Raw genomic sequence first — 20,439 nt, forward strand, 5'->3', positions numbered from 1 at the left:
ATTTAACGCACTTTTAAATGACGATCAAGATAAGCCAGCACTTCACTCGGTAATATCTGATGAAATGCCTCACGATCAAAGCCTTCTGGGTCTGTGGATGGATGAAATGTCGGGCTGTTCATGTGCGCCGGAAACGGACTTAAAAAAGAGAAGTGTCCCGCGTTTTTGATCTCACGTCTGGTTACCAGTGCGCGATCGGCGACGCCGTCTGACACCAGATCCGCATGCCAGGGCGGTGTGTACTGGTCGTGTTCTCCGGTCAGCATCAGGATAGGTATATTCACTGCGCTGAGCGATCCGTGCATCAGATACCAAGGCGTTGCGGGTGCCAGTAACACCAATGCTTTGACCCGTGTATCAACGACTACCTCCACCTTGCGCCGGTCTTTTGACCACGGCTCGCCGCCGGCAACCGCCAAGGCGGTATAAGCGCCAATGGAATGTCCGATGACCGCGATATTGTCTACTCTTACGCTAGCTTTAAAAACAGAATGGGTACTGACTTCATCAATCGTCATGCGCACATGGCGTGGTCGATTGACCAGATTTTCGTAGGTGTTTTCTAGCGAATTGTTGTTACGATTATTGCCGTAATGTTCCAGCATCGCCACGATATAACCATGCTGTGCCAGATGCGTACAAATCGTGCGGTATAACAAATGCGAACCGCCATTTCCATGCGACACGATGACAAGTGGAAAGCGTCCACTGGCGATGGGCGCATCCATACTCAGATCAATCGAATAGGGGCCAAAACTGGTTGGAATTGCGGGAACTTCTGTCGGGTACATCACCAAAGCCGGGAAAGAAATTTCCTGCGTATCGTCTTTGGTGTCCCTGATTTTTAGTTGTAGGCAGCCTGTGTACATAGAGACATTTTTTGGGTGGTTAGTATCGTATTTTTAGTACGGCTAGTTTAGTTCTGGATAGTTTTGTTGAAACGAATTTTTCAAATAATTTTTTCAACGATATAGCTATCAGTGTAATTTGGCGACAACTTATGACTACTTTGGCTGACACAACGTTGATCCCTCAATGAACAATTGTAGAGCAAGTGATTTAATATACTCCCCCCCAATTTTTATAAAATATGCCGTATTGTCCAGTGATTATATGGACAATTAAATATACACACTATGAGTATATTAATAACCTTTCAAAAAATCATCTTATTTATCGCATTGCAACATCCTCAACTCCGCTTACATCCCGCGTCTGAATTACACTGCAATCTTTTAGCAAAAAATCCATATACCAACATGACTTATCTGCTCGCACTTGACCAAGGCACATCCAGTTCCCGTAGTATTTTATTTGATGAAGGTGGCAATATTGTTGCGTCGGCTCAGCAGGAGTTCCGGCAGATTTTCCCTCAGCCTGGTTGGGTGGAACATGATGCTATGGAGATTTGGCACAGCCAGTTAGCGACTTGTAAGCAAGTATTGGCTACGGCAAGTGCGGCAGGTATTACAAGTAAGGCAATTGCGGCGCTGGGGATTACCAATCAGCGGGAGACCAGCATCGTCTGGAATCGTCGGACTGGTGAGCCTATTTTTAATGCCATCGTCTGGCAAGACCGGCGCACTGCGGCCTATTGTGACGAGCTGCGTAGTCAGGGTTGGACGGAGCGCATACAGGAAAAAACCGGCTTAATTCTGGATCCGTATTTTTCTGCGACTAAGCTGAAATGGATTCTGGACCATGTACCAAACGCCCGTCAGCAAGCGGAACGCGGAGAGCTGGCGTTTGGTACCGTCGACACCTGGTTAGCATGGCAACTGAGCGGCCAACAACTGCATGTGACCGATGTCAGCAATGCGGCACGCACTATGCTGTGGAATATTCACAGTGCCGAGTGGGATGAAGAATTATTGGCCTGTTTTACTATTCCACTGGCGATGCTGCCAAGCGTACATCCGTCTAGTCATCGTTTTGGTGACGCGACGATTTTTGATCATCCGGTTCCGATTGCTGGTATCGCTGGTGACCAGCAATCGGCGCTGTTTGGACAAGCCTGTTTTAGCGCAGGGATGGCAAAAAACACTTACGGCACCGGTTGTTTTATGTTGCTGCATACAGGCTCTGTGTGTGCGATTTCTCACAACGGTTTGATCAGCACGGCCGCCTGTCAAACAGACGCCAAAGCACAATACGCATTAGAAGGTAGCGTCTTCATCGGTGGCGCGGTAGTGCAATGGTTGCGTGATGGTTTAAAAGCGATTCAGCATTCGACTGATGTAGAAGATTTGGCGACCACCGTGCTGGATTCTGGCGGCGTGGTGTTTGTTCCCTCCTTTACAGGTTTGGGTGCGCCATATTGGGTGCCTTCTGCGAAAGGGGCAATTCTAGGTCTGAGTCGTGGCACCACCGTCGCGCATATTGCCAGAGCGGCGTTGGAATCGATCGCATTCCAAAGTACCGTGTTGCTGCAAGCGATGACGCGCGATGCAGTAGCACCGATCAATGAGTTGCGGGTGGATGGCGGCGCAGCGGCGAACAATTTACTCCTGCAATTTCAAGCCGATTTGTTGGGAATTCCAGTGGTACGGCCAAAGGTGACCGAAACGACGGCGTTAGGTGCAGCGTATCTGGCGGGACTGGGTGTAGGGGTATACCAAAATCAAGAAGAGTGCGCCGCCTTATGGCAAATGGAGCGAACTTTTTTACCTGAAATGGGCCGTGATCAAGCCGAGGAATTAATGCAGCAATGGGATGTCGCGGTTGGTCGCGTGAGGTAAATAAGAATAGCAGACGTATAGGGAACAAATAAAAAAGAGGTGATATCGACTAAGCGATATCGCCTCTTTTTACATCTGATTCAGCGTATTTGAAAATAAGTTAAATCTAATTAACTCTAATTAACCCATCGATTGCAGCGAACCATTGACCGCTTTAACGCGATCACCAACACGCCAACCGTTTTGCGGGAAAGTACGAACAGTACCGTCATCCATTCTGACTTTCACTTCATAGACCGTGTTGGTGTTGTTGCGTTTTTCTACTTCGTTACCGGCATAACCGCCACCGACTGCACCAGCTACGGTGGCCAATGTACGGCCATTACCGTTACCAACTTGATGACCTAACACGCCGCCCAAAATGGCACCAGCAGCTACACCCAGACCGCTTGGTTTTGCTTGTTGCTGGATGGCGATAATGGATTCAACCCGACCGCAATGTCCGCATACAGCGGCGACGTTGGAACTACGCTCGTTTGATTCGCTTTGACGTGCAACATTGGAGTTTTGATTCGGGTTTTGATATGAACCCTGGTTAGAACCAGAATTCTGATTTTGCCTTGACACATCGGCAGGATAAATTGGTTTGCCATTGCTATCCGTCATCGGCGCAGAGGCGCTCATGGCAGCGTTATTTGTCTGAGCAATCGTTCCCTGCGAGTTTGGAAACAAGCCAGTCATCGCGGCAACACCGACCAGTGATACCAGCGTCACAGCAACTGCCGCAGTAGCAAGCAATGGATGAATGCGATTAGAAGATTGTTTGGCTTCCATTTTTTTGACCTTTTTTTAATATTTTCTGGAGAAAAGTATCGTCCAGATGTACTTCAGTATAGATGTATCAGTTTAAAAGAAAAGGAAATAAATGTGTCAGATGTAATCCTTTGTAAATATCTTTCTTGTACTATCCTTGTCATTTTTCAGTTTTGTCATCAGAATGAAAACCCGTTCTTATAACAAGCTTGAAAGCACAAAATGAACATCGTTAAATGGGTAAAACGTTTACTAGGCGCTATCGTCGGTATCGTCGTACTCATTTTAATTGTTGTCATGGTGCTTCCAAATGACTTTTCTATAACGCGCAGCATCGTAATCGGTGCACCTGTAGAGAAAATATACCCTTTGGTTGTTATTACCCGCGAATGGAAAAACTGGTCAGTATGGAACCAGCGCGATCCCGCCATGCAGATGACGTTTACTGGTCCGGCAGCAGGTAAAGATGCTGCTTGGGACTGGCAAAGTAAAAGCCAGGGTAACGGCGGGATGAAATTTACCCAGGTAATACCTAACCAGCAGATTGACTATGAATTACATTTTGAAGGTATGGGCAAACCATCGACCGGTCACTTTTTATTCGAGCCAATAGTGACAGCGGCTGCTTCAGGCAATCAAGTCGTATCCACCAAAGTAAGCTGGACTATGAAAGGCACTAGCGAGGGCAACCTGATGATGAAGTTCTTCGCTCCTTTGATGGACAAAATGGTTGGTCCCGATTTTGACTCTGGCTTAAATAATTTAAAAAAACTGGCAGAGCGTCCATAACCCCCAGATATTTAGTCAGCCAGATACGCGGCTATATACAAACCCAAACGCTCATTTATCCGTCGTTCTTGTCACCACTTAGCCAGCTATCAGATGCACATAAAAGTTTTAAGTACCGCCAGCGAATTCGACGCCATCTCTGTTGAGTGGCGGGCATTAGAAGCACTTGTTCCCTTTTTGCTGCCGTTTCAAACTTATGACTGGAACCGCAGCTGGTGGCAAATATTTTCTGTTCAAACTGTTTTTCGTCGCGACGAATTATCGATCATCGCCTTTTATGATAAAGATCAACTGGTCGCCGTTGCGCCATACGCAATCAGCTATCTAGGACGTAAAGCGTTCTCTATCTATCGCTATGTAAGGCCGTTTGGTGCAGACCCCAATCTGACAGAAATCCGTACACCCTTAATTTTGCCTAGCTATGAAAAAGATGTTTTTCAGCACTTAGCCGCACCTTATCGGCCGCAATTATCTGGATTCACAGAACAGCAAATGATTGTCAGTGATGAGAACAGTGAGCAGTTATTTACTCACCGCTGCGCTATGCGGCAAATAGATAAGCGCAAGATCAGCAACTACGTCTTGGATCTGGGCAAAGACTGGGACAGTTTCCGCAGCGGGTTGAAGCGCAACATCAAAGAATCAATACGCCACTGCTATAACTCATTAGCGAGAGACAAACTTCAGCCGGTGTTAAAAGTCGTCACAGGACATCAGGCTCTGACAGAAAATTTGCCGGTTTTTTATCACTTGCACAGCAGCAGAGCCAGCGCACAATTGACGGTAGAGCATCCAGATTATTTTTCTAATCCTCTGCATAAGGCATTGATTACCAGTCTTTTAAAAACACCTTTTGCAGACAAAATGCAACTTTTTTCTCTGGAGATCGACGGCAAAATCGTCGCTATCCGCATGGGATTTTTAATGGGCGAGGAGTTATATCTGTATTACTCAGGCTACGATTTGGCATACGCCAGATATAGTGTGATGACTACTTTACTGGTCGAAATTATTCGCTGGTCATTGGACAAAAATATCCAACGGCTTAATTTGTCTGTGGGTGAAGATGTGTCTAAAACCCGTTGGGGGCCAAGAGTTATTTCCTATGCTGAATACCAGTTTGTAAAAAACGCCTGGTGGCGATATCGCTTGGGTAAAAGCATAGTACAACTGCGCAAACGTCGGCAAACGTCGATGCTAGGTCACAAATAAAGTAGTAAGCAATCCCTTGCTTAAATACGCATCGATTGATCAATATAAAAACAATCGTTTTTATATACTCCCCATTATTTTTAGTAAAAATGGTCGATTGTCCAGACTTTATATGGACAACTCAAATATACCCATTACCAGTATTATTTAATTCTCCACTTGGTTATTGTGACTGTCACCTTGATATTGAGCTGTCAAAACAACACTCTGTCGCCACTTTGTCTACATTTCACACATTCTTCATCAAACGGTCACCAGCCTGTCACCTTGCGTTTCTACAGTTAGACCGAGATTAAACCGCATCACTAATCAGGGGCTGGCATGAATACGAAGACACTCATCAACGCGGCAGTAATCAACTCAACGACGTCTGGCGGTAAAGGGATTGCTGATCGCTTATTTGCGCATTGGTTTAGTCGTCTGGTGTATGCCCAAATTTGGAAGGATCCTAAATCTGATCTGGATGCATTGCAGTTAAAGCCGGGCGCGAATATTTTGACGATCTCCTCCGGTGGCTGCAACGCATTGGCCTATCTGGCAGCCAACCCTAACGCTGTGCATGCGGTTGATTTAAACGCAGCGCATCTTGCGATGCTGGACATGAAGAAAAAAGCCATCAAGCATTTACCCGATTACGATGCGGTTCTGGCCTTTTTAGGCAAAGCCGACCAGAGTGATAATTTAAAACGATATCAGCGCCACATTCGCCCGCATTTGTCAGAAGACGCCAGCAATTTTTGGGAAAGCCGTTCACTCACCGGCAAGCTGATAGGCAAACCGCGTTATCACTACTTTAGCGACAACGCTTACCAATATGGCCTGTTAGGTGACTTTATTGGTTTTGCACATTTCTTCGTCCGCATCATGGGCGGCGATATGAAAAAAATCCTCACTGCACGCAATCAGGCTGAGCAAAAGAGCTTGTTCGATCATTACTTAGCACCGATATTTGATACCGCTTTATTCCGCTTTATCTCTAAACAGCCGATTGCTTTGTATAGCCTAGGCATTCCGCCGTCGCAGTTTGCGGCGCTCAAACATGATGCTAAAGATGGCCTGCATTTATTGTTTAAAGAAAGAATGCGCCATCTGGCATGTGACTTCCCTATCGAGCAAAACTGTTTTGCACAGCAAGCTTTTGGTAGACGGCACGACACCAGCAAACAAGCCGCTTTGCCTATGTATTTACAAAAAGCGTATTTCAAAGATTTGCGCCAAAACATAGACCGCGTGCATCCTCATCACATTAGCCTTACCGAGTTTTTACGCAAACAAGCGAATCATTCTATGGATGCTTATTTGTTCCTGGATGCTCAGGATTGGATGGATCAGCGGCAATTAACCGAGTTATGGGAAGAAGTCACCCGCACCGCCGCACCAGACGCCAAAGTGGTGTTCCGTACCGGTGGCGCCGACTCGCCATTAGAAGCGATGTTGCCGGCACATTTGATCTCCGCCTGGCATACCGACCGCGCACATAACCGGGCTTTGTATGCAAGCGATAAATCCGCAATTTATGGTGGTATGCATCTGTATCAAAAAGTCTGACTCGGTAGATGGCAGCACTAAAACGCAAACTACCAACCAGCCAATTAGAATTTCAGCAAATTGATTTCCAACCAACCGCCACGCGTTTGCGCTGATGCGCTGTGGCTAATCGATGCCAAAGCCCGTGGCGGGTCGCATTGGTTAAGCAACGCAGATTGCCAGATTAATGCCATCACTATTGCCGGTAGCACGCAACCCGTCAGCTTACTAAGCCGTGACGAGAATGGCAGCAAGAACAGCAATAGCAACCACAGCAGCTATGTCAGCAGTCCGCGATCAACTTGGTTACGCTACGCCAGAGAAGAAGCCTGTGGACAACTATCTGCGAGGTTACCTGCTAGTCCAAGCCTACTGCGGGCTATCGCAAAGACAGGCATCAATTGTATTTTTAGCCCCCTCGCGGCCTTAATCAGCGCCAGTGGCATAGATCAGTCTGCGATTGTAGGCAATCATTTGGTGTCCACCAATCTCTATCCTGATTGGCAAGCACAAGATATTGCGCAAATGACCGAAGAATTGGTCGGTGAATATCCAGACCGGCCATTAATGATGCGCAATATTTGTAGTGAGGTCACACCAGAACTGGCCTCCAGTCTGCGAGCGCAGTCTTGGGATTTAATCCCGGCGCGCATGATTTACACCTGCGATCCTCAACTCGCAACGCTGTGGAAACGCAATCATGTCAGACAAGATGCCAAGTTATTTTCGGATGGAAAACTTGAGATCATCACGCCAGAACAAATACTAACTAGCGATCTTCCTCATTTACGCAGTTTGTTTCGACAATTATTCATAGAAAAACACTCCAGACTCAATCCAGACTTTACACCGGCTTTTTTCGAGTTGTGCCAAGAAATGCGATTTTTAGATCTTTATGGCTTACGATTTCAAAATCGTTTGGTCGGGGTCTTGGGTCTTTACGAAAATACCCAAAGCGGATGGATTACTACCCCACTCATTGGCTACGACACCAGCTTGCCGCAAGAGCTAGGATTGTATCGACGCTTAATGGCTTTGCTGTTGCAGCAAGCCAAAGAACGCAAACTCAAACTGCATTACAGCTCCGGCGCAAGCCAGTTCAAACGCGCCAGAGGTGGCGAGGCTAATCTGGAATATACGGCCGTTTACAGCCGCCACCTGCCCGCACATCAAAAAATCGCCCTCAAATTACTGGCAACAAGTCTACAACGCATCGCCCCGACTATTTTAAAAAGAGCAGATCAGCTTTGATACGCAAATGGTGGTTTTAGCTGTGGATAAGTCTCTGCATATCTACAGGACAGTCTGTGCAGAAGCACTCCTTTTACGTTCTGCCAAATTGTTATCCCAAAACTGTTCTCGTAAAGTACACCGCTTATCAGGGTATTTATCTTTTCTGTAATAGATTGATTTTGTTCAGAAAAACAGAGTTATCCACAAAAAACGGCCCCGTTAACTATTACTACTATTTATATATATACCTTAATGTAAACAACAAACCCCTTCCCTTTTCCCTGAAAAAAGAAGAAAAGGCTCTCGCATAAAAAGAGGTAAAGAACCAAGCTTTTCTCTGCTTTTGATCAATGCATAAGAAAAAGATAAAAGATGAGAGCGATACGGAATTTTTTGGCGAAACAAGCTGAATTCAGCACCATTAAAGGCACGATAGATTAAAACCAATGCCTAGGAAGGCAATCTATAGAGGATGAGCACCAACTAATACTGTGATGCGTTCGAAGATAGAAAAAATATTTATAAAACTTTAAAGGGGAAATTCCAAAAACTGTGGGTCCAATAAATATGGCCTTGTTAAACGAAAATTGGGCTATAAGCCGCACTCTGATTGGACGTCTACATTTTGAAAATTTCTAAAAAGCTTTACTCTTAGTAATGTATTTCAAGGTCAAAGTTTTTAGAAATCTCTTTTGCGGCTGTTGATACCAGGCAGAACCAAAACTCTTGCTACATAAATTAATAAACAAAAAAACAATAAGACTTATTCCTAATAAGTTTTGTGGATAACTAACGGGATATCCAGTGAACAGGATGTGGCTAAATCACTTTAGTTAATTAAGTAAAAAACTTGTCCAATAACTGTCCTGTTTTAATACAAGCCTTTTTAATCTGCTTATCTTTTCTGTAAGGCATTGATTATGAAAATAAAAGCCTAGTTATCCACAGAAAACACCTGACGTTAACTATTACTACTATTTATATATATAAACTTATTGTTGTAAACCAAGAAAGCACGTCAAATCAAAATTCGCTTAAAAACATTGCTGATTAAACAATCCAACCGTAAAATTCGAGCTCGTTTTTGCAGTAATCCACTTTCAATTTGCCTGGAACTTAAAATGATTAAATTTAAATCTCTGCTGCTGGTTTCTTTATTTACTGCTTTTGCCACTATTAATCCAGCTTCTGCTCAAGACAACAAACCTAGCGCACAGTCAATCCGTCAATTATTTGTGTTAACCAATACTCCATCCATGCTGAACAATTTGACTCAGCAGCTAGACGGCATGATGAAAAATGTTATGGCAGAGGCATTAAAAGGTCAGCAAGCAACAGAGGCGCAGCAAAAGCTGCTAGATAAATTCAGAACGAAAATCGTAGCGATTCAAACCGAAGAAATGAAATGGGAGAATTTGGAACCAGTGTTCATCAACATTTATAGCGAGAGCCTGACGCAAGATGACGTCAACGGAATTATTGCGTTTTATAAATCCGATGCTGGTCAGGCTTACATTAAAAAAATGCCTGTCATGATGCAAAACACGATGGCAGCCATGCAAAAAATGATAGTACCTATGATGGCAAAAATAAGTGAGGCGTCTAAGGAATTAGCAACAGATTTAGAAAAAACAAAAAAATGAGCTAAAAAAAGAATAAAAAAAAGCGGCTAAGTGTTTTAGCCGCTTTTTTTACATCTAATTTTTACTTACCAACTTAGCTTTGCAAAGTCATCAAACTGGCATTACCACCGGCTGCCGTCGTATTCACACATAAGGCACGTTCAGCCACCAACCGCCATAACGGTGCCTCAGTCTCTTCATGCATCTCGATTACAGAGACGATAGCACCGTTCTGAGCTGCGAAAACCGACTTGTAATGTCCTAACTGGTTACCTTCAACCAAAGCGAACTGAAGCTCATCCTGACCTGCCTCTGACTGCTTAATCAAATCACGTACGATTACAGGTAAGCCAGATGGTAATAAAGCAATTGTTTGTGCTGGCATGACCGGCGTATTACCCGTAGCGAGCAAAGCCGCGATTTGATTTAACAGACAATTAACGGTGCTTGCTGCACAAAATACTTTACCGCGTGGAGCAAATGACAAAGTATTCCGTTCACCAGTCGGGCCTGGCAATACCAGAGTCATTTTGTAGGGACTGTGGTGAGCGTAACGATCTGCCAGTTCGGCAATTTTTTCATGACCATGTGTTTTTGCCCACACCAGCAAAGCTTCCAACGCTTCGGGAGACTGGCGCTCATACACGGTATGCCCGCCCAAACTACTGGAAGGATTTTTCTGCAGACGTTTTAAGTACAAAGGACCGCCAGCTTTGGGACCCGTGCCAGATTTACCTTCGCCACCAAATGGTTGTACTCCAACGACTGCGCCAACTATGTTGCGATTGACGTAGATATTGCCGACGTGAGCACGACTGGTAATGAAATCAATGGTTTCATCAATCCGGGAGTGAATGCCCAAGGTCAAACCAAAACCAGAAGCATTGATATTATTGATAATACTTGCTAACTGATCACGCTGATAACGCAAAATATGCAAGACAGGACCAAAGACTTCTTTTGTCAATTCTGAGAGTGATTTGATTTCAATCACGGTAGGTGCAATAAAGGTCCCGTTTTTGCAAGAATCACTCAAGGCTAATGAATAACTGGTCGTCGCTTTTTGTTTAATCTGATCGATATGTGCTTGCAAGGCTTTTTGCGCATCCGCATCAATCACAGGACCAATATCAATCGCCAGCTGATTGGGTTTGCCTATGCGTAATTCTTGCATGGCTCCTTTTAACATCTCTATTGTTTTGTCAGCGATGTCTTCTTGCAGGCATAAAACGCGTAAAGCAGAACAACGCTGACCTGCGCTGTCAAAAGCCGACGACAACACATCATTCACAACCTGTTCCGGCAAGGCGCTGCTATCAACGATCATGGCATTTTGACCGCCGGTTTCTGCGATTAAAGGAAGATCGATATTTTCTGTAATCGCACGCTGAGTCAAAGTACGATTAATGATTTGCGCTACCTCTGTAGAACCGGTAAAAATCACGCCTTTGACACGGTGATCAGCAACCAGTTGCGCGCCGACGATTTCACCGGTACCAGGTAAAAATTGTAAGGCAGCGCGTGGCACACCAGCCTCATGCAATAACTGAATCGCACGATAAGCGATGATAGGAGTTTGTTCTGCAGGCTTAGCCAAGACCACATTACCGACGGCTAAAGCAGCACTGACTTCACCAATAAAAATCGCGAGAGGGAAATTCCATGGACTAATGCAAACTACGGGACCAAGCGCCAGCGTATTTGGTAAAAACTCAACTTGCGCTGCGTAGTAACGTAAAAAATCCACTGCTTCACGCACTTCAGCCAAAGCGTTTGGTAAAGATTTTCCTGCTTCACGAATCGCCAGAGCCATAAAATCTAAAGTTTGTGCTTCTAACAAATCGGCTGCTTTTTTCAGTATGCCGGCGCGCTCTGACGGTGCTACTGTTTGCCAGTCAAGTGCATAGGATTCCGCTTGCTCTAAGGCTGTTTGCACATCTTGCTGATTCGCTTCAATCACCTTACCTACTATATCGCTATGATCCGCAGGATTATTAACTGGTTTTGACAAAGTGGCAGAAACTTGACCATGCAAAAGAGGTTGAGCTATCCATTCTTGCTGGCTGATTTCTGCAAAGTAGTGACCGATTTTTTGCAGCTCAATCTCATTACTAAAATCCAGACCAGCAGAATTTTTTCTCTCAGCTCCAAATAAATCCTGAGGTAAAGCAATCCCGGGATGAGGCGTACCAGCTAGTTCTTTCGCCACCTGAACTGGATCAGCAATCAAGGATTCTATCGAAACTGCTTCATCAACAATCTGATTGACAAAGGAAGAATTAGCACCATTTTCCAACAGACGGCGCACCAGGTAAGCCAGCAAAGTTTGATGCGAACCCACTGGCGCATAAATACGGCAAGGTTTATTCAATTTATCTTTACCGACCACCTGATCGTACAAAGTTTCACCCATACCGTGCAGACATTGAAATTCATAATCCGTGATATTGGCTTTTTGTGCCCAGGTATAAATAGCCGACAAAGTCAGCGCATTATGGGTAGCAAATTGTGGATAAACCACATCGGTCGCTAACAACAATTTTTGTGCGCAAAACAAATAGGACACATCGGTATACACCTTGCGTGTATAAACTGGAAAGCCGCTCATACCATCGACTTGCGCACGCTTGATTTCTGCATCCCAATAAGCACCTTTGACCAGACGAACCATAAACTTGCGGCCACTGCGACGCGCCAGATCGACCAGATAATCAATCACAAACGGGCAGCGTTTTTGATAGGCTTGTACTACAAAACCCAAACCATCAAAACCTGCTAGGTCAGGATCAAATGCTAATGCTTCCATCAAATCTAAAGACAGTTCTAAACGATCAGTCTCTTCTGCATCAATATTCAAACCGATGTTGTATTGCTTTGCCAGCACCAGCAGATTTTTTAGAATTGGCAGCAACTCAGTCATCGTGCGGGTTTTTTGTGCACGCGAATAGCGTGGATGCAATGCCGATAATTTGACTGAAATACCTGGACCATCTTTGATACCACGTCCGTTAGATGCTTTGCCTATGGCGTGAATCGCAGTTTCATAAGACTTCAAATAATAAGCAGCGTCATGCGCAGTCAGCGCCGCTTCACCTAACATATCGTAGGAATAACGATAGCCGCGCTTCTCGTTATCCTGACTATTTTTAATCGCCTCTTGTATGGTTTGTCCAGTCACAAACTGGTTACCCAACATACGCATCGCCAGATCCACACCTTTGCGTATCAAAGGCTCACCACCTTTGGCAATTAATCGGGTTAACGCAGAACCTAAACCTTGTTCGCTGTTAGTCGACACTAATTTACCCGTTACTAGCAAGCCCCAGGTTGCCGCGTTGACAAACAGTGATGGTGACTCGCCCAGATGTTTTGCCCAGTCACCTTTACTGATTTTGTCGGCGATCAGGCGATCTGCGGTCTGGTGATCTGGAATGCGCAGCAAAGCCTCGGCCAGACACATTAAAGCGACTCCTTCTTCCGACGATAAAGAGAACTCATGCATCAGCGCATCAACACCGGATGCACGGGTACGCTGCTGACGCACAGAACTCACCAATTGATGGGCTAATTGATGTACAGTCTGCTCCGAACCAGAATGTGGATTAATATTGGCGAGCAGCCATTGCACAGCGTCAGCTTCATCACGACGATATACTTCTGTAATCGCAGTTCTTAAAGCGGTTTGTTGAGGGACAATTTCGGCTTGAAGTTGAAGAAAAGGCATGGAAAAAGGCGTCGGGTTCATATAGTTTTTATCAGATTTGCATTGGAAGAGGTGTAAAGCGAATTTGATTTGATTGTATAGATGAAGCCAGATGATTAATTCTGGAAATATGCATCTATATCGGAATTTTCTATTTTATGAGAAAATTACACCGAATTTTATTAACTTCACTTTGACTTCTTATGCTCGACAAAATCAGTAAAAGAATTCTGGCCGAATTACAAAACGATGGCCGTATCAGTAATGTAGAGTTAGCGACGAGAGTCAACCTATCCCCCGCCGCTTGTCTGGAACGCGTACGCAAGTTACAAGAGTCCGGCTACATCCTGGGATACACAGCACAACTGAATCCGCATTTGCTTGATGTTGCCCTGCTGGTCTTCATTGAAGTCGTGCTGGATAGAACCACACCCGATGTGTTTGACGCCTTTAAGCGCGGTGTACAAGCAATCCCGGAAGTGTTGGAATGCCACATGGTCGCCGGCGGTTTTGATTATCTGGTCAAAGCCCGTGTCAAAGACATGAACGCCTATCGCGATTTTTTAGGTAAATCCCTGCTGCAATTAAACGGTGTGCGCGAAACTCACACCTACGCGGTGATGGAAGAAGTCAAAAATACAACTAGCCTACCCATACGCTAAACCTAAGTTCGCTAGGATTTACGCGACTATTTAATTTTGCATTTATGTGATTAATACTGCCGGCTTATGCCGGCAGTGTTGCATTTGCTTTGCTCAAAATAGCGTGTCAGCCATCTTAGACGGCAAGTAAATTCATTTAAAAATGAGTAAACTAAATGTCGGGTGGTCACTAACAATGCTAGAGCAAGACGAAAGCATCAGAAAAGCAGCGTACGACTTTTTTAGTTCAGCGTCGTCACCACCATCACCATTTACTACCTGTTGTTTCAGTAAAAATATCAACCTACTTTTGATAGGAAAAACATGAAGCTATATTATTCTCCCGGCACCTGCTCTCTGTCTGCTCACATAGCCTTGCGCGAAGCAGAAATCGACTTCGAGCCTGTATTTGCCAGCACTAAAACGCACAAGCTAAAAGATGGCACCGACTACTACACCATCAATCCTCTTGGCTACGTGCCCTTGCTAGAATTAGATGACGGCACACGTCTGACAGAGGGCGCCGCAATCGTCCAATACATTGCGGATCTCGCACCAGAGAAAAATTTAGCACCCGCCAATGGCAGCTTACCGCGCTATCAAATGCAATCATGGTTAAGCTTTATCACATCCGAAGTACACAAAAATTTCGCACCATTATTTAACCCGGACGCTGCTGAAGAAGTGAAAGCCGCATCAAGAGCACGCATCTTAACTAACCTGAAATGGGCCGACGATCAGCTGGCAGGAAAACAGTTTTTGCTGGGTGATCAATTTTGCGTCGCCGATGGCTATTTATTTACCGTCACGAACTGGGCTAAGTTCGTCAAACTGGATATTTCGCACTTAGAGAATATCGCCGCCCTACGCGGTCGCGTTGTCAGCCGCCCGGCAGTTCATGCTGCACTAAAAGCAGAAGGCTTAGCTTGAAAAATTAACTAGCCTTGGGCTAATCATTTGTTAACTGGAGATGGCTAGAAAATGGACTGAGAAATCAGTCCATTTTTTTCGTCATTCAATAATTAACAGGAAGTAGCATCAATGCAGTAAAAGAGATTTTTATACGATATTGCTTAGTCAATTTTTATATGGCAGGATGAATCAAATTTTTGCTATGTTTAATCCGGCTTTAGGAATAAGTAATGAGTGTCAATCCAAAAAGAGAAGCAGCATTAAAACTCCTTAAATCCACTGGCATGTGGCCTAGTAACTACGCCCCGCCGATTTTCCGGATGCTCTGGAGTTTAGGACTTGATCTGCGTCCACCACATTTTGCTAACTTTTTTGTTAACACGATACTCATGGGAACATTTTTCGCAGCGACATGGGGATTCTTTATGTGGGTGTTTATTTGGTCACACCAAACAATGTCACCCGCAAAGGCATTACTCCTAGCTGCTTGCGCAGGTTTATTTTTTGGCTTGGTCATGAGTGGGTATTACGCCTATGGTAAACGTAAGTACAAATTGCCTTCTTGGGGTGAATTTTAAACAGCGAGCTAGTTTTAGCGACTAATTTTTATCTGGCCTTACTTTTACATTATTCGCTTTTGTTCGTTATGGCGATCACATGCGGTTCAAATTACAAATATGGAGCATCAATGTCACGGCATTACCAGATAACCATTGAATCCGAACCCAAACCAGCTGAGATGGGTTTAGTCATCAAAGGACTTACCGCTTATAACGCATCGAAAGCCAACGGAGAGACGCCAAATTATCTCTTTATCAGTGTGCGTAGTGAAGATGGAAGCATTGAGGGAGGCGTCGTTGCTGCCACCTATCTTGGTTGGATGCAAGTGCAAGCGGTGTGGGTTTCTGATGATCTGCGCGGTCTTGGTCTTGGTACGAAACTCATGCAAGAGGTAGAAGACGAAGCAATCCGCCGTGGATGTCCACGTGTATTCTTAGAGACACTTAGCTTTCAGGCGCTACCGTTTTACGAAAAGCTTGGATATGTAATTTTCAGTCAGCTTGCGGATTTTCCACCCGGCGGCGCTCGCTATGCTCTTACTAAACAACTTGAAGTCCGTAATTAAATTCTTGTTTCGTTTGAGGGCTGTTACTTAATTTTCTAAGAAAGAATGTCCAATGATTCTGTGGCTTCTGGCATGATATTGCTCTGTAAGCCGCAGAATCATTGGACGTCTAGTTTCGAGAATTTTAGTTTTTAATCAATTTCAATACGATTTATACGGTAAAAATTTACCGCTTAAAACTACATTCACCCGATCACCTTTAGGATCAGCCTCACGCTGGATATCCATTGAAAAATCGATCGCGCTCATGATGCCGTCACCGAATTCTTCATGGATTAGTTCTTTAATCGTGGTGCCATAGACGCTGACAATTTCGTACCAGCGGTAGATCAGTGGATCGGTTGGAACTGGGGTTGGTAATGAACCTTTATACGGAACAATTTGCAGCCATGCAGTTTCTTCATCGGTCAATTCAAACAAGTCTTTGGCGATAGTTGCTTGCGTCAGATTGAGCGTCATTTGCCCTAGCATGGCAGCGGTTGTCCATTCTTTACTGCAACCGATTTTGCTGGCGATATCGGCCCAAGTCATTTTGTTTTTGACTTTGGCTGAGATGATTTTTTTTGTGACGTCATTGCGGTCCATGTGATTCTCCTGAGGGAATAAAAGAGGAAATTGATGTTGCTAACATTTGAGTGGTAGTTAAAGTGGTAATTCAAGGTATATCTATTTCCGAATTGACTAAACCTGGCGTCACCATGGGCACCTTGCGGACATTACTGGTTGAACCAGTGGAATGGATTTTTGCATTACCATCGGCTTGCATCTGTTTAGACCGGTGAACTAAAAAATCCACTAGATGATTACGGATTTTGTAGAACTGTGGGTCATGGTGCATAGTTTCTCGGGTACGGTTTTTTGGCATGGTGTTAACAACGATTTCTGCCAGACAAGCGCGTGGGCCGTTAGACATCAGCATGATTTTGTCGGACAACAAAATCGCCTCGTCGACGTCATGCGTAATCATAAAAACGGTTTGGTTGGTGGCTGCACAAATCTTGAGTAACTCATCTTGCACTACCCCCCTTGTCAGGGCGTCTAAAGCACCAAATGGCTCGTCCAGAAGCAACATTTTTGGCTCGATGGAGAACGCTCTGGCGATCCCTACCCGTTGTTTCATTCCGCCGGATAATTCGGATGGTTTCTTGTGTTCTGAACCCTTTAATCCCACCATATCAATAAACTTGGCAGCATGCTGCTCGGCCTGAGCACGTGGCCATTCGGGGTGACGGGATTGCACCGCAAAGCTCACATTCGCCAAGACAGAGAACCACGGCATTAGCGCATGACTTTGGAAGACAACACCACGATCCAGGCTGGGGCCTGCGACCTCACGGTTATCCATTAGCACTAAGCCAGAAGTCGCTATTTCTAAACCCGCTAACACATTCAGAATCGTGGTTTTGCCACAGCCGGAGTGACCGATGATGCAGACAAACTCTCCGCGGGTAATGTCAAACGATACCTCGTCAAACACGGGGGCGCTATTTGGGTTATAGGACTTGCTTAAGCCCTTTACGCTAAGAAACGGTTTGCTGTCTGCCACATGATCAGCTAGTGGCTTAGCTACTACCTTAGTCGCAAAATTAGTTGCAGAATTAGTTGCAGAATTGGCTGTCATGATCATTCCACGTAAGTGACATATTTTTGTAAGCGTGCAAACAGCAAGTCGAGCAGCATGCCGGTCACGCCGATGATCAAGATGGCAAACATCACGCTGGTGAGCGATAAATTGTTCCACTCGTTCCAGACGAAATAGCCGATACCCGTGCCACCCACCAACATTTCTGCCGCGACGATGACCAGCCAGGCAATCCCCATCGAGATTCGCATGCCGGTCAAGATCGTTGGTGCAGCAGCGGGTAGGATGACCAGAAACGCTTTGCGCAGCGGTTTTACTTCTAAGGTTCTGGCGACATTCAGCCAATCGCGTCTTACAGATGCCACACCGAATGCGGTGTTCATTAGCATGGGCCAGACCGAGCAGATAAAAATCACAAAGATGCCAGAGACTGAGGAGTCTTTAATCGTATACAATGCCAGCGGCATCCAGGCTAATGGTGAGATAGGCTTAAGAATCTGAATAAACGGATTCAAAGCTTTTTGCATCAGCGGTGACATGCCCAGCATAAAACCTACCGGTATTGCCACCACTGCCGCGATGATAAATCCTAAGGCGACCCGGCCTAAGGAATAGCCAAGCTGAATACCAATGCCTTTATCATTGGGACCGTTGTCATAAAATGGGTGCGACAATTGTCTGACGATAGTCCGTCCCATTTGTGCTGGCGTGGGGAAGCCGGTCGTCTTTGCCGGCGCGGCATCTGCGGCTGCGCTTGTTCCGGCACCGCCCATCAACTTGGCATATTCCTCCTGCTCTGCGGTCATTGCAGCGGTTGGCGTAGCATGTGTTGTCGGTGCGGTTGCCAGATGCCAACTCAACAAAAAAACCAGCAGTATCAGCAAGGACACGACTGCCGCACGCATGCTGAGATTTTTTCCAGAGGTTGAACTGTTCATCTTGGTTATCGCTTGATAGCAAAGCTGTTGACATAGGCGTCTGGCGTAGCTGGATCAAATTCTTTGCCCATGATTTTGTATTTTTTATACGCACCGACAGGCACGGTTTGTCCTAATTCCGCCATGTATTTTTTAGCGTCGGTCAGCAAAAATACTTTTTCAGTAATGGCTTTATAGTCGACATCCCCTTTGATATAACCCCAACGCTTCATCTGACTTAAAATCCAGACGCCCATCGAATCCCAAGGAACAGGATCAAAATCGGCACGTGTCGGTACGTTACGGACGTTACCAAGACCATCGGCAAATTTGCCGCTTAAGACTTGTTGTACAACGGTTTCTGGCTGGTTTAAATAGGCCGCTGGTGAAATGACTTTGGCGACCAGCGCACGGTTCGCCGGATCACGCGCCATCGCTGCCGCTGTTAATACCGACCGGAACAAAGCGGCGAAGGTATTCGGATTTTGTTTGATAAATTCTTCAGAGGTTCCGAATGCGCAGCAAGGGTGACCATCCCAAATTTCTTTCGACAAAATATGAATGAAACCGACCTCGTCATACACCGCCCGCTGATTAAACGGGTCAGGTCCAAGGAAACCGTCGATATTTCCAGCCCTAAGGTTGGCAACCATTTCTGGTGGTGGGGTAACGCGCAGTTGTACGTCACGATCAGGGTCTAAGCCGTGTTCCGCAAGGTAATAACGCAGCAAATAGTTGTGCATCGAGTATTCAAACGGAATCGCCAGCTTGAAGCCTTTCCATTGTTTTGGGTCGCGCTTGTCTTTATGTTTGACATGCAAGGTAATCGCCTGACCATTGATGTTTTGGATCGTCGCTACCCGCATTGGTAAAGGGTTGGAGCCAAGCCCCATCGACATTGCCAGTGGCATTGGTGACAGGAAATGGGAAGCGTCGTGCTCCTTGTTGACCATCTTGTCGCGGATCAGCGCCCAGCCAGCAGTTTTATTCAGTGTGACATTCAGCCCCTGTTTGCGGTAAAAGCCTAAGGGGTCAGCCATGATCAGCGGTGCGGCGCAAGTAATGGCGATGAAGCCAATTTTTAAATCTTTCTTTTCAATCGGTCCGGTCTTTTCTTGTGCCATCGCTTGCAATGCACCCAAAGGAAGCACACTAGCAATCGCAGCCCGCACTGTATTGGCACCGACTGCACGCAAAAAGTGCCGGCGCAGATGGTCTTGCGGGAACATTGCGCGTAGTACGGCTTCCTCCACTACATCGTTGGTCAGGTGTTCTACGTTCGTGGCGCGTGCTGCCAGAGCACGTTCTTGCTCTGCATTGTGTTCGGTTTCGTCGCTATGACGACCGCAGGAACAGCCAGCGGCGCTATGGTCTGAATCGTATGGACGGAAGATGGACATGGACTACTCCTTGGCGGGTTAGTAAAAAATTGAAGAACGCCAGAAGTGCTTGCAAGCAGCTTGCCATCATCCCAAATCATGTCGTGTCGCGACGATGCTTTGTAGTGCTACAACTACAAATAGGACTTACCGAAAAACCAAAAAGACCAGACCCTTCACCACAGACCACAGAGGCACAGAGGAAGAATCAACCCAGATTTTCCATTGGAACAGCGACAAGTGTGCCTTTGGCGAACTGACTGGCTAGACGCGACGACGACGCAAGCTGCATCTTGCTAGGAGTA

17 protein-coding genes are annotated in these 20,439 nt (G+C 45.6%); 10 read left to right on the forward strand and 7 right to left on the reverse strand.

The genetic code is table 11. The annotated features are described in order from the left end of the window. Positions 1 to 2: 2 nt before the first annotated feature. A complete protein-coding gene (locus RGU72_RS15850) occupies positions 3 to 869 on the reverse strand; it encodes an alpha/beta hydrolase family protein (RefSeq protein ID WP_322120651.1) in 867 nt (288 codons plus the stop codon). 390 nt (positions 870 to 1,259) lie between these two features. Between RGU72_RS15850 and glpK the strand changes: the two genes are divergently transcribed. Continuing rightward, the gene (gene glpK / locus RGU72_RS15855) at positions 1,260 to 2,738 is read left to right on the forward strand and encodes a glycerol kinase GlpK (RefSeq protein WP_322121660.1); all 1,479 of its coding nucleotides are present in this window, start codon (positions 1,260 to 1,262) and stop codon (positions 2,736 to 2,738) included. A 120-nt stretch (positions 2,739 to 2,858) separates the two neighbouring features. Here the strand turns inward: glpK and RGU72_RS15860 are convergent, their stop codons facing one another. Then, the gene (locus RGU72_RS15860; protein WP_322120652.1) at positions 2,859 to 3,512 is read right to left on the reverse strand and encodes a glycine zipper 2TM domain-containing protein; all 654 of its coding nucleotides are present in this window, start codon (positions 3,510 to 3,512) and stop codon (positions 2,859 to 2,861) included. 201 nt (positions 3,513 to 3,713) lie between these two features. Here RGU72_RS15860 and RGU72_RS15865 point away from each other — a divergent pair, with 201 nt between their 5' ends. The 5 genes from RGU72_RS15865 (at position 3,714) to RGU72_RS15885 (ending at position 9,895) form a co-directional block, all read left to right on the forward strand. After that, positions 3,714 to 4,280 (forward strand): SRPBCC family protein, encoded by a 567-nt coding sequence (locus tag RGU72_RS15865; RefSeq protein WP_322120653.1) that lies wholly within the window; start codon positions 3,714 to 3,716, stop codon positions 4,278 to 4,280. Between the two features lie 93 nt (positions 4,281 to 4,373). Then, the gene (locus RGU72_RS15870; protein WP_322120654.1) at positions 4,374 to 5,492 is read left to right on the forward strand and encodes a GNAT family N-acetyltransferase; all 1,119 of its coding nucleotides are present in this window, start codon (positions 4,374 to 4,376) and stop codon (positions 5,490 to 5,492) included. A 321-nt stretch (positions 5,493 to 5,813) separates the two neighbouring features. Beyond that, complete coding sequence (locus tag RGU72_RS15875; protein WP_322120655.1) at positions 5,814 to 7,040, forward strand: DUF3419 family protein; 1,227 nt, start codon at positions 5,814 to 5,816, stop codon at positions 7,038 to 7,040. 60 nt (positions 7,041 to 7,100) lie between these two features. Next, positions 7,101 to 8,270, forward strand: coding sequence for a hypothetical protein (locus tag RGU72_RS15880; RefSeq protein ID WP_322120656.1), 1,170 nt, complete (start codon positions 7,101 to 7,103; stop codon positions 8,268 to 8,270). A gap of 1,025 nt (positions 8,271 to 9,295) precedes the next feature. Next, the gene (locus RGU72_RS15885; RefSeq protein ID WP_322120657.1) at positions 9,296 to 9,895 is read left to right on the forward strand and encodes a DUF2059 domain-containing protein; all 600 of its coding nucleotides are present in this window, start codon (positions 9,296 to 9,298) and stop codon (positions 9,893 to 9,895) included. Positions 9,896 to 9,968: 73 nt separating this feature from the next. Here the strand turns inward: RGU72_RS15885 and putA are convergent, their stop codons facing one another. Continuing rightward, positions 9,969 to 13,619: a trifunctional transcriptional regulator/proline dehydrogenase/L-glutamate gamma-semialdehyde dehydrogenase gene (putA, locus tag RGU72_RS15890; protein ID WP_322120658.1), complete on the reverse strand. Its 3,651-nt coding sequence runs from the start codon at positions 13,617 to 13,619 to the stop codon at positions 9,969 to 9,971. A gap of 161 nt (positions 13,620 to 13,780) precedes the next feature. On the opposite strand from putA, the gene RGU72_RS15895 reads away from it, so the two are divergent. From RGU72_RS15895 to RGU72_RS15910, 4 genes are all read left to right on the forward strand, one after another. Next, entirely contained in the window at positions 13,781 to 14,239 is a 459-nt protein-coding gene (locus RGU72_RS15895) for an Lrp/AsnC ligand binding domain-containing protein (RefSeq protein WP_322120659.1), read from the forward strand. Positions 14,240 to 14,542: 303 nt separating this feature from the next. After that, positions 14,543 to 15,148: a glutathione transferase GstA gene (gene gstA, locus RGU72_RS15900; RefSeq protein WP_322120660.1), complete on the forward strand. Its 606-nt coding sequence runs from the start codon at positions 14,543 to 14,545 to the stop codon at positions 15,146 to 15,148. A 212-nt stretch (positions 15,149 to 15,360) separates the two neighbouring features. After that, positions 15,361 to 15,708, forward strand: coding sequence for a DUF6404 family protein (locus tag RGU72_RS15905; protein ID WP_322120661.1), 348 nt, complete (start codon positions 15,361 to 15,363; stop codon positions 15,706 to 15,708). Positions 15,709 to 15,818: 110 nt separating this feature from the next. Continuing rightward, a complete protein-coding gene (locus tag RGU72_RS15910) occupies positions 15,819 to 16,256 on the forward strand; it encodes a GNAT family N-acetyltransferase (RefSeq protein ID WP_322120662.1) in 438 nt (145 codons plus the stop codon). Between the two features lie 141 nt (positions 16,257 to 16,397). On the opposite strand, the gene cynS is transcribed toward RGU72_RS15910, so the two are convergent. The 4 genes from cynS to RGU72_RS15930 form a co-directional block, all read right to left on the reverse strand. Further along, complete coding sequence (cynS, locus tag RGU72_RS15915; protein WP_322120663.1) at positions 16,398 to 16,841, reverse strand: cyanase; 444 nt, start codon at positions 16,839 to 16,841, stop codon at positions 16,398 to 16,400. Between the two features lie 70 nt (positions 16,842 to 16,911). Continuing rightward, positions 16,912 to 17,877, reverse strand: a complete 966-nt coding sequence (locus tag RGU72_RS15920; RefSeq protein WP_322120664.1) for an ABC transporter ATP-binding protein — start codon at positions 17,875 to 17,877, stop codon at positions 16,912 to 16,914. Positions 17,878 to 17,879: 2 nt separating this feature from the next. Continuing rightward, positions 17,880 to 18,776: a nitrate ABC transporter permease gene (gene ntrB / locus RGU72_RS15925; RefSeq protein WP_322120665.1), complete on the reverse strand. Its 897-nt coding sequence runs from the start codon at positions 18,774 to 18,776 to the stop codon at positions 17,880 to 17,882. Between the two features lie 5 nt (positions 18,777 to 18,781). Next, entirely contained in the window at positions 18,782 to 20,155 is a 1,374-nt protein-coding gene (locus RGU72_RS15930) for a CmpA/NrtA family ABC transporter substrate-binding protein (protein ID WP_322120666.1), read from the reverse strand. Positions 20,156 to 20,439: the final 284 nt, after the last annotated feature.

Source organism: Undibacterium sp. 5I1 (assembly GCF_034314085.1).
GTDB lineage: Bacteria > Pseudomonadota > Gammaproteobacteria > Burkholderiales > Burkholderiaceae_D > Undibacterium.

Bases quoted from the DNA above. Each gene is read 5' to 3' on its own strand.
- RGU72_RS15850 (WP_322120651.1), bottom strand. From the start codon at position 869: ATGTACACAGGCTGCCTACAACTAAAAATCAGGGACACCAAAGACGAT.
- glpK (WP_322121660.1), top strand. From the start codon at position 1,260: ATGACTTATCTGCTCGCACTTGACCAAGGCACATCCAGTTCCCGTAGT.
- RGU72_RS15860 (WP_322120652.1), bottom strand. From the start codon at position 3,512: ATGGAAGCCAAACAATCTTCTAATCGCATTCATCCATTGCTTGCTACT.
- RGU72_RS15865 (WP_322120653.1), top strand. From the start codon at position 3,714: ATGAACATCGTTAAATGGGTAAAACGTTTACTAGGCGCTATCGTCGGT.
- RGU72_RS15870 (WP_322120654.1), top strand. From the start codon at position 4,374: ATGCACATAAAAGTTTTAAGTACCGCCAGCGAATTCGACGCCATCTCT.
- RGU72_RS15875 (WP_322120655.1), top strand. From the start codon at position 5,814: ATGAATACGAAGACACTCATCAACGCGGCAGTAATCAACTCAACGACG.
- putA (WP_322120658.1), bottom strand. From the start codon at position 13,619: ATGAACCCGACGCCTTTTTCCATGCCTTTTCTTCAACTTCAAGCCGAA.
- RGU72_RS15895 (WP_322120659.1), top strand. From the start codon at position 13,781: ATGCTCGACAAAATCAGTAAAAGAATTCTGGCCGAATTACAAAACGAT.
- gstA (WP_322120660.1), top strand. From the start codon at position 14,543: ATGAAGCTATATTATTCTCCCGGCACCTGCTCTCTGTCTGCTCACATA.
- RGU72_RS15905 (WP_322120661.1), top strand. From the start codon at position 15,361: ATGAGTGTCAATCCAAAAAGAGAAGCAGCATTAAAACTCCTTAAATCC.
- RGU72_RS15910 (WP_322120662.1), top strand. From the start codon at position 15,819: ATGTCACGGCATTACCAGATAACCATTGAATCCGAACCCAAACCAGCT.
- cynS (WP_322120663.1), bottom strand. From the start codon at position 16,841: ATGGACCGCAATGACGTCACAAAAAAAATCATCTCAGCCAAAGTCAAA.
- RGU72_RS15920 (WP_322120664.1), bottom strand. From the start codon at position 17,877: ATGACAGCCAATTCTGCAACTAATTCTGCAACTAATTTTGCGACTAAG.
- ntrB (WP_322120665.1), bottom strand. From the start codon at position 18,776: ATGAACAGTTCAACCTCTGGAAAAAATCTCAGCATGCGTGCGGCAGTC.
- RGU72_RS15930 (WP_322120666.1), bottom strand. From the start codon at position 20,155: ATGTCCATCTTCCGTCCATACGATTCAGACCATAGCGCCGCTGGCTGT.